The sequence below is a fragment of the Pseudomonas sp. WS 5021 genome (assembly GCF_012985535.1).
In the GTDB taxonomy this organism is placed as follows: domain Bacteria; phylum Pseudomonadota; class Gammaproteobacteria; order Pseudomonadales; family Pseudomonadaceae; genus Aquipseudomonas.
Genome location: NZ_JAAQWP010000001.1, coordinates 953,096 through 965,704, shown reverse-complemented (window position 1 = coordinate 965,704; position 12,609 = coordinate 953,096). Strand labels below are relative to the sequence as shown.

Genomic DNA, 12,609 nt, shown 5'->3' with positions numbered 1-12,609 from the left:
TCCTTACTCCGCGCTTGCCGCGCCTGAAAACAGCGGCAGCGTTATCAATGCACAGGTGCCGCGCCCCACACGGGAGCGCAACTGCAATTCTCCCTGATGAGCACGGGCCACTGCCTTGACCACGGTCAGCCCCAGGCCGGTCCCGTTGGTCTTGGTGGTAAAGAAAGGTTCGCCCAGGCGTTGCAGCACCGCCGGATCAATCCCGCTGCCGCTGTCGCTGATGCACAGGCGCAGGGTTTGCCCGCGGCTGTACAGGTGCACTTTGAGCCGCGCCCCCGGGCCGCTGGCCTGGCTGGCGTTTTCGATCAGGTTGAGCAGCGCGCCTACCAGGGTGTCGCGGTTGCACAGCAACTCGCCCCAATGGCTGTCGCACTGCCAGCGCACCGACGCTTCCTGGACATGGGTGGCGGCGGCGGCTTGCAGCGCCTGCAGCAAGGCGGCGGGCGTGACGCGGTCGGTCAGCGGCAACTCGCCCCGGGCGAAGACCAGCATGTCGCGCACCTGATGCTCCAACTCATGTAGGCGCTCTTTGAGCCGCCCGGCAAACCGCTGATGGGTGGCGGCTGGCAATTGCTCATCAGTCAAATGACTGGCGTAGATCAACGCGGCGGACAACGGCGTGCGAATCTGATGCGCCAGAGAAGCGACCATCCGCCCCAGGGACGACAGGCGTTCATGGCGCGCCAATTGGTCCTGCAGGTGCCGGGTTTCTGTCAGGTCGTTGAGCAGCACCAGTTGGCCGGGCTCGGCATCCAGGGAACGGGTGGCGATGGACAGGCGGCGCCCATCCTTGAGGGAAATTTCGTGGCCGTCGTCTTCACGGGGGGCAAAGCAGCGGGTGATGACATGGCGCCACAGCTCGCCTTCCAGCGGCAGGCCCAGCAGGTCGCAGGCTGCCGGGTTGGCTTCGCGCACGCGGCCCTGGTCGTCGATCACGATCACGCCACCGGGCAACAGGTCGAGGAGGTTTTGCAGGCGGTTGGCCAGGCGCTCTTTCTCGGCCAGCTCTTGCATGCGCTGGGCGCTGACCACCGCCAACTCGCCCTTGAGCTCCGAAACCCGGGCTTCCAGCAGGCTGTAGGAGTCCGTCAACTGGCTGGACATCTGGCTGAACAGCGAAAACGCCTGCTCAAGCCCTTGCCGGCTGATCTGCTCTACGGACGGGACAAGTCCCTGGGTGTCAGGGACTGAAGAAAGGTGGGCGGCGTGGGGCATCGTGCTCTCTCGCTTGGCTGACCGTCAGTTAAACGGAACGTTGCGAGTGCTATAGCAATACCCGTGCCTAAAAAAATATCCTTATTTTTCAACAGGTTGAAAAACAGGCGTCAATCATCCGCCTGTTCATCACCTTCACGCCGACTCATACCGTACTTGCGCATCTTCTCCACCAGGGTGGTGCGGCGGATGCGCAGGCGCTCGGCGGCACGGGCAACGATGCCATTGGCGTCGTCCAGGGCCTGCTGGATCAACCCTTGTTCGAGGCTGCCGAGGTAGTCCTTCAGGTCCAGGCCTTCGGGCGGCAACATGGCGGTGGCGCCGAAGTCCGGGGTGTGGCCGTTGATCGCGACGCGTTCTTCGAGGTCGCTGCGCAGGCTGTCCACCAGCTGCTCGTCTTCATCGTCGACGTAGCGGAATTTCTTCGGCAACTCGACCACACCGATCACCCCGTACGGATGCATGATCGCCATGCGCTCCACCAGGTTGGCCAGCTCGCGCACGTTGCCCGGCCAGCCGTGGCGGCACAGGGACATGATCGCGGCAGAGTTGAAACGGATCGAGCCGCGCTTTTCGTGTTCCATGCGCGAGATCAGTTCGTTCATCAGCAACGGGATGTCTTCCACGCGCTCGCGCAGCGGGGCCATCTCGATGGGGAATACGTTGAGGCGGTAGTACAGGTCTTCGCGGAAGCTGCCGACCTCGATCATGCTTTCGAGGTTCTTGTGGGTGGCCGCGATGATGCGCACGTCGACGCTCTGGGTCTTGTTGCTGCCCACACGCTCGAAAGTGCGCTCCTGCAATACGCGCAGCAGCTTGACCTGCATCGGCAGCGGCATATCGCCGATTTCGTCGAGGAATAGGGTGCCGCCGTTGGCCAGCTCAAAACGCCCGGCACGGCTGGTGATCGCCCCGGTGAAGGCGCCCTTCTCGTGGCCGAACAGTTCGCTTTCAAGCAGCTCCGCAGGGATCGCCCCACAGTTGACCGGCACGAAAGGTCCGTCGCGGCGCTTGGAGTGGTAATGCAGGTTACGCGCGACCACTTCCTTGCCGGTGCCGGACTCGCCGAGGATCAGCACGCTGGCATCGGTATCGGCCACTTGCTGCATCATCTGGCGCACGTGCTGGATCGCACGGCTGGTGCCGACGAGGCTGCGGAACAGGTTGGGTTCGCGGTGACGTCCACGCTCGCGGGCCTGGTCGTACATCTCGCGATAGACCTGGGCACGGTGCAGGGAGTCGAGCAATTTGCTGTAGCTGGGGGGCATTTCCAGGGTGGAAAGCACACGGCGGCGCTGGTCTTCCGGCAAATCCACGGAAGAAATATCGCCCATCAGCAACACCGGAAGGAACTCATCCCAGGTTGAGAGTGTCTTTAACAGGCCAGGAACTGCGCCAGGAGCGTTTACCGTCCCGATCAGCACACAGATGACTTCACGGCTCGACGACAAAGAGCTGACCGCCTGCTGCCAATCGTGGCTACCGCAGGGCAAATTTTCTTCGCCAAGAAAATTCAAAATCACCGCCAAGTCGCGGCGACGGACGCTATCGTCATCAATCAGCAGAATTTTCGTTTCACGCCACATGCAATAGCAACTTCCCTAGTAAAACTCTAATGCCCTCGAATCGGGGCAATCTAGATAGCTGTAGGCGTTTTCTGCGCTACGGATACCTGACGTCTGAAAATAGCACTAGTTAAGTCAAAATTATGCGAGCAGTCAAATTTATGACGCACTATGTTCGGATTAACTGAGCCAGATCAGCCGAACAGATGGTAAACCTTTGACGCATTTTTCGCTTGGTTGATCTGCGACATCTCTTCAAATATCGCCTGGCGCTCGCCGGTCGTCACTTCCAGCAACTGCTGGTAGACCGCTAACAGGCTTTCCAGCTTCTCCCGCAGCGCGTCCTCGTCCACCGGCGCTTCGCTGAGCACCTCGTCGATCCAGACACGGCAGCCCATGTCCAATTCGCTGATCGCATCCCAATTGCGCTCTGCCAGTGCGCCAACCAAAGCGTCGCGGGTTTCGTCAATCCGTTGCAGTGCGTGGCTCATGCTGTGTTCCTCAAGGCCGACGGCCTTATTGTGGCGCGATGGCATCCCAGCCTTGTTTCACGGTGATCATCAGGCGGGCAACTTCGTCGATAATTTCGGGATCGTTGCTGGAATTGGCTTGAACCAGACGTGTATTCATATATTCGTACAGACTGTCCAACTGCTGGATCGCGGCAGGATCGTCAGCCTTCTCTTCATCGAGCCCTTGACGCAACCCAGTGATGATGTCGATAGCCTTGGCAATCAGTACGCATTTTTGAGCCACGTCGCCACGGGCCATTGCCCCTTTGGCCTGAGCCATACGATCAAGGCCGCCCTCAAGCAGCATCTGGATCAGGCGGTGAGGGCTGGCCTCGGACACCTGAGCGTGGGAGTTAACCTTCTGATATTGGCGAAGGGCTTTCATCGGGTTCATGTTGCTACCTCGTTACACGCCATGGGCGAATAGGTTTGCTCTAACCAGTTTTTCGACCAGGACGTAAAAAACTTTAATCCAGCACTCGCCCCCCGAAGGAGCTGACGTACCCTTCTTGAGCACGTCAGCCAGCCCGGGATCAGCTCGATGATTTGGGATTATTCAGCGAGTTGAGAGTGGTCATGATGCTGGAGCTGCTGGCATTGATCTTGGCGATCATCGTGTCCATCGCCGTGTATTTGGACATGAGGCTCGTCTGCAAGCTCTCCATGCGCCGATCAAGGTCTGCCTGCTGGGTTGTCAGAGCCGTGAACTTGTTATTGAGATCCGTGACACGAGAGGCCAGCGTCCCAGTGGTACCGACGTAGGAATCGGTGACCTTGGTCATACGCGAAATCAAGCCATTGGTACCCGTGAAGAGCTTGGCAATATCAGCCGCCCCCTTAACCACTGCCTTATCCCACGACTTATCGTCCAGGCTTAACAAGCCGGTTTTCTGATCCGTGGTGATACCCATCTGGGAAAGACTGCTAATAGATCCCCCGCCCGAACCGTTGACCAATTCACTGCGCACGCTGGAAACAAGGTCGCGCATCGACGCATCACCGGTCAAGGCGCCAGCCGTGGTAGTCGCAGCATCGCCGGTGGCGGTAACCTTGGTCTGGGCATTGATACTCGTCATCAGGGCGTTGTACGCCGTGACAAAGGACTGCACCGAGGTCTTCAGCGTAGCCGTGTTGCTTTCAACGTTGATGGTGATTGGCTTGGTTTTGTCAGCCGCTACTAAGTCCAACGTCACACCACTGATAGCAGAAGTCACCTTGTTGCTCGTGGACTCCATGGCAATACCATCGATGGTGTACTTCGCGTTCTGCGCGACTGGCCCCTTGTCGTAACCAACTGCCAGGTCTGCGTTGCCACTCAATGTGATGTCGGTTCCAACGCCGGTATTGCTTGAGCCAATCACCAGGCGTGCGCCGTTGGAGTCACTCAACACGTTGGCACTGATACCTTGGGCAGACAGCTGGGTGTTGATCGACTCACGCACTTGTTGCAGGGTCGCGCCGCCTGGTATCAATACGTCGTAATTCTTGCCCGACTGAGTGATAGTCAGCGTCTGGTTTTCTTCAGTTGGGTTGGCTACTGCTGCCGCACCAGTGAATACCTTAGTGGTTGCCTTGGACGAAGTCGCCAAGTCATTTACCACAACCACGTATTTGCCACTGGAGGCTGCATCACCCAGTGTAACCTTGATGTTTTTATCTTCGGACGAGGTAGCCGCCAGCCCATTGAAGGCTGACACGTTGTTCAACTTGGCGATCGCCGCCCGATAGGCTTCCAGCGCACTCTTTACAGTGCCAACTGCCGACAACTGAGTTGTGGTAATTTTTTGCTGGTTGGTGATTTGGGATTGCTTTGGCGCTTTTTCCGCCCCCACCAACGCCTTGACGATAGCCTGCGTGTCGTAGCCCGAACCCGGGCCGGAAATCGTTGAACTAGCCATTTGCTTTTCTCCTTGTCCTGCGGCTGCCGCTTTATTGGCGGATGAACGCCCAGACAGCAATCAGAAACATGTTTCGTGCCAACTCAAGCCCGTGTATCAAACAACAGACTGCTGGCATCGCTCAGGTTCTGCGCCAGCTTCAGCGCGGTCTCCGATGGAATCTGGCGGATCACTTCGCCACTGTCGGTGGCGATCACCTTGACGACCACTTTACCGGTGGTGTCATCGATGGAAAAGTCCAGGTTACGCTGGGTAGCCTGCACAAACTCGCGAATATCGGTTACAGCTTTTTCTAATGCCACACGCTGCGGGGCCTCGGTGGAAGCCGAGTCATTCTCCGGCGCAGGCTTGACCGGCGTGACGGAAGCGCTAGGGGCCTGGGTTGTCCCAGCCGGGTAAGACGCGTTCAGCTTGATGCTCATGTCCATGTCATCACCTCAAAACTGAAAAAAACGAAAGGGCACGTAGACGCGCCCTTCCGTTAATCAACCGATACCGACTATTACTGAAGCAGCTTCAGAACAGCGGATGGCAGTTGGTTGGCCTGGGACAGGATCGCAGTCGAAGCCTGTTGCAGGGTTTGCTGCTTGGTCAGTTCAGCGGCTTCAGAAGCGAAGTCGGCGTCCTGTACACGGCTACGGGCAGCAGTGGAGTTTTCAGAGATGCTTTGCAGGTTGGCCACGGTGCTGTCGAAACGGTTTTGTACAGCACCCAGTTGCGAACGCTGGCTATCCACTTGCTGAATCGCGCCTTCCAGAGCCTGGATGGTTTGTTGAGCAGAGGTTGCGCTCAGAATGCTCAGGTCAGCAACAGTCGTGTCCATGGTGGTAGCTGCGGTCGGAGTTGCAGACGCTGCGGTCAGACCCAAGGTAGCCAAGCCAGTACCGGCGCTACCGTCAGCAACAGTGATGTCTTTGGTGGAGAACAGGTTCAGGGTGTTGTCAGCGTTTTTACTGGCAGTCACACCGGTACTGGCGCTGTTGATGGACGACACGATGTCAGCCATGGTCGAACCAGCAGTGAACTTCACTTCAGTACCGTTCAAGCTTACCGAAGTAGCGGTGCCCAGCTTGGCTTCAGTAGTACCGGCCGACAGACCCAACTTGGCCAGTGCGCCAGCACCACCATTTGTAGCTACGCCAGTACCGTTGCCCAGCTTGATAGCTTTGCCATCAGCGGAGCTCAGCAGCAAGCGGCCTTCCGAAGAAACAGTGGCGGTAACGCCAGTGCCAGGAACAATCGGCGGGCCAGCTACATCAGCGGCCGCAGTGTTGATCTTGCCAGCGATTGCAGCTAGGTCGTCACCAACAGCAAAGGCAACGTTTTTGCCATTGATATTAATCTCAGCTTTAGCGTCCAGCTTGCCAGGCACAGCCGGGGTAGTGGTAGTAGTACCTGCAACCGCAACTGGAGTAGTCATACCGCTGTTGGCAGTACCACCAGCTACAGTGATTGCCGCAGCAGAGGTCAGTTTCAGCTTGCCGGCATCGTCGCTTGCAACAACACCAATATCTGCGGTGTTGTTGATTGCAGTAATGGCTGCAGTCAACGTCATGCCAGCTGTCAGCGTTACCGCTTTAGAGTTGATGGTCAGTGTTTCACCACCAGCTGGGATGGTGCCCCACGCAGCGTTACCGGTAGAGGTGAACGGAGTAGTGGTAGTGACTGCTGGAGTACCACCTGGCAGCGTTACAGCATTAGCAGTAACGGAAGCCGATAGGGAGGTGGTTGCACCTTTTACATTTGCTTCGCTGTAAGTACCCTTCAGGCCCGCAGCGCTCAGGTCGCTCATACCAAACGAAATAGTCTGGTTGGCATCAGCACCGATCTGGAAGCCAACGTTCTGGAAGGAGCCATCCAGCAGTTTACGACCACCGAAAGTAGTGGTCTGAGCAATACGAGTCAGCTCACCGGATTTAGCCGTAAACTCTTGCTGCAAGGAAGCACGGTCAGCGTCGCTTTTATCACCGTTCGCGGACTGCAGAGCCAGTTCACGCAGACGTTGCAGAATGTTGGTGGATTCTTGCATCGCGCCTTCAGCGGTCTGGGCGATGGAAGTACCGTTGTTGGCGTTGGCGATGGCAACGGTCATGCCTTTGACTTGGGAAGTCAGACGGTTAGCGATCTGCATGCCAGCGGCGTCGTCTTTGGCGCTGTTGATTTTCAGGCCGGAAGACAGACGGGTCATCGAGGTGCCCAGGGCATCGCCGGCTTTGTTCAGGTTCCGCTGAACGGTCAACGATGTAATGTTGGTGTTTACTGATAAAGCCATGACGAAATCCTCGTGGGTTGGATACTGCGGCTTCCGGCCCTGGCAACCGCCGGGTGTGGCCTAGAGAACCTTCGTAATAGTTATCGTCGTGAATGCAGGTTGCTTGAGGATTTTTTTGAATTTTTTTACTAGCCCTGTGCCACCCCTTGTATTTCAAGGCCTTATAGATGGTCAAAATGCCAGCGATCACGGGTTACTGGCGCCAGAACACCGCCTCAATACGCGCATAAAAAAACGCCCATGATCTTTCGACCCTGGGCGTTTTTTATGCAGCCTATCAAAGCATCACGGCCGATAGATAATCGCCGAGCCCCACGACAGGCCAACGCCAAACCCACTCAGGGCCACGCGCTTCCACTCGGCGTCCATCACGTGCTTTTCCAGCAGCAGCGGAATGCTCGATGACACGGTGTTACCGGTCTCGACCATATCCTTGATGAATTTCTCCACCGGTGCATCTTCAAAACGGCGGGCCACGGCGTCGACAATCGCCGCACTGCCCTGGTGGATGCAGAACGCGTCGATGTCATCGGCCACAAGGTCCGACTCTTTGAGCAGCTCGTGCAAATGCGCCGGCACTTTGAGCAATGCGAAGTTGAAGACCTGGCGGCCATTCATGAAGAACACCCCATCGCTGACCTTCAAGTGCGGTGCGCCGGAGCCGTCGGTGCCGAACTTGGCCTTGCCCAGCTGCCAGGGAGCGTCTTCGCCCATCCAGGTAGCGGTGGCGGCGTCGCCAAACAGCATGGTGGTGTTGCGATCTTCCGGGTCGACGATCTTCGAGTACGGGTCGGCGGTCACCAGCAGGCCGTTTTTCAGGCCGGCGGCTTCCATGAAGCCTTTCATCGCGTAGATGCCGTAGACGTAGCCGGAGCAGCCCAGGGAAATATCGAAGGCCGCGACGTGGGTTGGCAGGCCCAGCTTGTCCTGGACGATGGCGGCGGTGTGCGGCAGCCCTTCTTCGTCGCCGTTCTGGGTCACGACGATCAGCGCGTCAATCGACTCACGCTTGAGCCCGGGGTTGTTGGCAAACAAGGCATTGACTGCCTCGACGCACAAATCCGAGGTTTCCTGTGCAGCATCCTTGCGCGGCAGGAACGCCGAGCCGATCTTGCCAATGATGAACTCTTCATCCTTGGCGAATTTTGCACCCTGGGCGTAGTTGTCCAGCCCTTCTGCCGGCACGTAGCTGGCGATGCTTTTTATGCCAATCATTGTGGCTTCCCAATACAAAATAGCTGGAGAACACCCCTGAAAACCCTTCAGGAGCGCTGACAATAAAGGGGATAACCCCGCAAAAACCCGCCGAAACTACCGAAGCCAAAGCCTGCAAAGCGGTCTGGCCTTTTCACACGATACAGTGAAGATGCGCTTTATGACTCATAGGTCACTCATTTTTGTGCGCTTTGTTCAAAAGCCTGCGCTAGAAACGACGACGGCCCACCGTGTTTCCACGGTGGGCCGTCGGGGATTGCTCAAGCGTTTACATCTTGCTGAACAGGCTCAGCTGAGAGATTTTCACAAAGGCCAACTGCGAGGCCTCCAACATTGCCTTCTGAAAAGCCAGATCAATCGAGGCTCCAGCCATATCGGTGTCACCAATGACTGCGATGGTCGACTTGTTGGCCAGAACCATGCTGGTGTTCTCCGTTTCCTGAATTGCCAGCGAGTTCATCCGCGCGCCAATGGAGCCGCGCACACTATCGATCTGAACCTGCGAAGCCTTGATATTGGTAATGGCCGCGTTGACCACATCGGTCACCATGGCCTGGGCCAGCGGGTTGCCGTCGGACGGGGTTTCCAGGGCCTGGCGCAACTGGCTGAGGGTATCCAGCGCGTTTTGCGTCTTGTGGGTATTGGAACCCACGGCGAACTGGTCACCGATGTCTGGCGCGCCGGTGAGGTCGAACTTCACGCCCGCAGCGGTGATGCTGTCTGGTGTCGCGGGCACCGGCGGTGGCCCCGGCTGCGCTGGCGTGCCAGGTACCACAGTGCCGTTGGAGACCGGCTTGCTGTCGGCGGTGATCGGCTGGGCGTACACCTCGTAAGCAGTGGCCGAGGTGAATTTGATCACCGCGCCCTTGTTCGGGAACGTGCTGCTGTAGTCAGCCTGGCTGGTGACCGTGCCACCCGCCAACTGCGCCGAGGACTGGTTGCTCGGCGTGCGCGAGACACTGAAGCTGTCCGGCTTGCTTTGCAGGGTGAATTCGCGGTCCTTGTAGATCGCGTCCGCTTCGGCGCCGGGCTTGGCGTCGCCCAGGTTCTGGCCGATATCAAACGTCACGCCGCGCACGGTGACCGACGCACTGCCTTCCTTGGTCGCATCGAACTTGCCGTTGCCCGGGGTTTGCGACGTGATGTCGTTACCCGCCGCATCCGACACGGTGTATTCGGTGCTACTGATAAAGGTCAGCTTGTACGGCTGGCCGCCAGTGAAGCTGCTGTCGTAGGTCGACGGCGAGGTCACGATGCCGCCCGAGACCAGCACCTTGCCATCGTTGACACTACCGATGGCCTGGGTGCGACCAGCATTCACCGTGCCTTCGAGGATCGACTTGCCGGTGTCGTTGACCACCATCGACAAAGTGTCCGAGACCTTCAGGCTCAGGGGCGTTTCGTCACCCTGGTAGCTGTAGGTGCCGTCGCTGTTACGGGCGTAGGGCGGCGTATCGCTCTTGCCGCCGGCAAACAGGTAATGACCGGACGAGTCCTTGCTGTTGAGCAGGCTCAGCACCTGCTTCTCGATTTCACCGATTTCGGCGGCCACGGTCTTGCGCTCGGCATCGCTGATACCGCCACCGCCCTTACCCGCCACTTTCAGCGACAGTTCACTGGCACGCTGCAGCGCAGTGTCGAGAGCGTCAAGCACGCTTTCCTCGCTGTTGAGCGAGTTCTTCATGCTGCCGATATTGCCGGCGTACTGCCCCAACATGTCCTGCTGCTGTTGCAGCAGTAGCAAACGCGCCGCTCCTACAGGATCATCCGCCGCAGTTTGAATACGCACGCCGGAGTCGATCTGCTGCTGCGTCTTGATGACGTTGGAGAAGTTGTTGGTGTAACGCGCAGTCGTGGTATTGAAATACTGTTCGGTCGAGATTCGCATCGTCTCAAACTCCCTTAAAGACTGTTGATCAGCGTGCTGAAGGTTTCTTGCGCAGCTTTAATGATCTGCGACGACGCGGTGTAGTACTGCTGGAAACGGATCATGTCGCCGGCCTCCTCGTCCAGGTTGACCTGGGACACGGAGCTGCGATTAGAGGTGGCGGCCGCAAGCATGGCGCTGGTCGCGCTGTTGTCGACGTTGGCCTGGCTGGCCTTGCCGCCCACGGACGAGACCAACTGGCTGTACGCGGTGCTCATGCTCACGCCGGCGTTGCCATCGGTGGCGCCCACGGTCTTGCGGGTTTGCAGGTCGAGCAATTGCAGGGCGTTGCGGTTGTCGAGCTTGCCGCTGCTGTTGAACGACACGGTGTAGCTATCATCCGGCTTGGGTTCGCCACGGATCACTGTGTTGACCCCGAACGTCTTCGCATTACCGGCGCCGTCGACGTAGGGCACATTGATCGTCAGCTTGTTGTCCTGACCGGGCACGATGGTACCGGTGCCAATGGGCTGGCCCTGGGCATTATTGATCACATAGCTCTGGGTACCATCGGCGGCACGCTCGCCAAAGGTCATCTTAACCGGCATCGAGCTCTTGATTGCCGCTTCCAACTGCGCCGTGTCGGCACCGCCATGGATATCCAGGGGCAGCGTCAGGGTCGGCGGATCAAACACGCCAGTGCCGCTGTTGTTCTTGTTGCCCTCGGCCAGCAGCGGCGCAGAAAACGCCAGCTTGTTGGGGTCGGTCATCACCACCTTGAGGTCCATGGCGCCACCGGCGGTCGGGCTGACCTTGAACGTATCGCCAGCAGCCACCGGGCCCTTGCCATCCAGGGCAAGGGTGAAGCCGTCGATTTCCGGTGGCGCCTGGGTGATGTCGAAGGTGCCCATGGACTTACCGTCCGAACGCAGCACGGTGTAATTCTTGTCGTCACTGAAGGTCACCTTGTAGTCAAAGGTGCTCAGTTTGCTGGTGTCTTTGATCGTGACGTTCAGGTTGCCGGAGTTCGCACTGTTGCTGGAGCCGCCCACACTGCGCTGGCCGATGGCAAACACACTGTTGATGTCATTGAACAGCGCGGCGCCGAACTGCCCGTTGGCGTCCAGGCCCTGCCCCAGCTGGGTGTTGACCGCTTCACCGACAACCATGGCGGTACGCCCCAGGTCGTTGATGGCCGGCATCAGCACGTCCTGGCGATACCGCAGCAAGCCGCCAATGGAGCCACCGCTGACCACCGAACTGACGTCCATCGGTTGCCCACCGGTGGTCAACACCACCGAGTACTGACTCTTGTCATCCTTGCTCGGCACCGCCGACAGCTTGTTCGACACGCCGTCCGCGACCAGGGTTTGCCCGGTGCCCAGGGAGACATTGAAGTGGCCGTCCGCCTCAGTGACCTTGACCCCCACCAGTTCGTTGAGCGAGCGCACTGCTTCGTTGCGCGCATCCAGCAGGTTCGCCGGCTCGCCGTTGCCCTGGCCCTTGGCCTGGGAAATCTGCTGGTTGAGGGCGGCAATCGAGGAGGTCAACTGGTTGACCTGGCCGGTGATGGTTTCCAGTTGGCTGTTGATGCCTTCTTTCTGTTTATTCAGTTCGGTCGCAATCGAGTTGAAGCGGTTGCCCAGGGTCTGGGCAATGGTCAAGACCAACTGGCGCGCGGAGTTGTCGCTAGGGTTTGCCGAGGACGTCTGCAACGCGGCGAAGAAACTGTTCAAGGCCGCACCGACCCCGGTGGACTTGTCGGACAGCAGCTTATCCACCGAACCGATCTGGTCCAGGTAGGCCTTGGCGTCGAAGTTCAGCGATGTGGTGGTCTGCAACTGGGTGTCGAGGAACTGGTTATATACCCGGCGCACATCCGACAGCGTCGTGCCAGTGCCGACAAAGACCCCGCCGACCCCGGACATGCCATTGGCCGTCTGCATGGTCTGCTGACGCGAGTATCCAGGGGTCTTGGCGTTGGCAATGTTGTTACTCAAGGTCGCAAGCGATCCCTGAGCCGCATTGAGTCCTGACATCCCGATATTGAGCAAACCCATGGTTC

Annotated in this window: 10 protein-coding genes; all 10 read right to left on the bottom strand. The window is 58.5% G+C overall.

Features of this window, described 5'->3' with window-relative positions:
- Positions 1-3: 3 nt before the first annotated feature.
- The 10 genes from HBO19_RS04460 to flgK all read right to left on the bottom strand — a co-directional run bounded on the left by HBO19_RS04460 (position 4) and on the right by flgK (position 12,604).
- Positions 4-1,215, bottom strand: a complete 1,212-nt coding sequence (locus HBO19_RS04460; RefSeq protein ID WP_178121051.1) for an ATP-binding protein — start codon at positions 1,213-1,215, stop codon at positions 4-6.
- 110 nt (positions 1,216-1,325) lie between these two features.
- On the bottom strand, positions 1,326-2,801 hold the full coding sequence (locus tag HBO19_RS04455; protein WP_169955919.1) for a sigma-54 dependent transcriptional regulator: 1,476 nt from the start codon (positions 2,799-2,801) through the stop codon (positions 1,326-1,328).
- Positions 2,802-2,974: 173 nt separating this feature from the next.
- Positions 2,975-3,271 carry a flagellar assembly protein FliT gene (locus HBO19_RS04450; RefSeq protein ID WP_057438799.1) on the bottom strand — a complete coding sequence of 99 codons (297 nt, stop codon included), beginning with the start codon at positions 3,269-3,271 and terminating at the stop codon, positions 2,975-2,977.
- Positions 3,272-3,296: 25 nt separating this feature from the next.
- Positions 3,297-3,686 (bottom strand): flagellar export chaperone FliS, encoded by a 390-nt coding sequence (gene fliS / locus HBO19_RS04445; protein ID WP_169955918.1) that lies wholly within the window; start codon positions 3,684-3,686, stop codon positions 3,297-3,299.
- A gap of 139 nt (positions 3,687-3,825) precedes the next feature.
- Complete coding sequence (fliD, locus tag HBO19_RS04440) at positions 3,826-5,190, bottom strand: flagellar filament capping protein FliD (RefSeq protein ID WP_169955917.1); 1,365 nt, start codon at positions 5,188-5,190, stop codon at positions 3,826-3,828.
- Between the two features lie 83 nt (positions 5,191-5,273).
- The gene (locus tag HBO19_RS04435; RefSeq protein WP_170042616.1) at positions 5,274-5,618 is read right to left on the bottom strand and encodes a flagellar protein FlaG; all 345 of its coding nucleotides are present in this window, start codon (positions 5,616-5,618) and stop codon (positions 5,274-5,276) included.
- A 74-nt stretch (positions 5,619-5,692) separates the two neighbouring features.
- Positions 5,693-7,462: a flagellin gene (locus HBO19_RS04430; protein ID WP_170056957.1), complete on the bottom strand. Its 1,770-nt coding sequence runs from the start codon at positions 7,460-7,462 to the stop codon at positions 5,693-5,695.
- A 285-nt stretch (positions 7,463-7,747) separates the two neighbouring features.
- Positions 7,748-8,677 carry a ketoacyl-ACP synthase III gene (locus HBO19_RS04425; RefSeq protein ID WP_170042614.1) on the bottom strand — a complete coding sequence of 310 codons (930 nt, stop codon included), beginning with the start codon at positions 8,675-8,677 and terminating at the stop codon, positions 7,748-7,750.
- A 268-nt stretch (positions 8,678-8,945) separates the two neighbouring features.
- Positions 8,946-10,565: a flagellar hook-associated protein 3 gene (locus HBO19_RS04420; protein WP_170042613.1), complete on the bottom strand. Its 1,620-nt coding sequence runs from the start codon at positions 10,563-10,565 to the stop codon at positions 8,946-8,948.
- 14 nt (positions 10,566-10,579) lie between these two features.
- Positions 10,580-12,604, bottom strand: a complete 2,025-nt coding sequence (gene flgK, locus HBO19_RS04415; RefSeq protein ID WP_169955912.1) for a flagellar hook-associated protein FlgK — start codon at positions 12,602-12,604, stop codon at positions 10,580-10,582.
- Between the last annotated feature and the right edge of the window lie 5 nt (positions 12,605-12,609).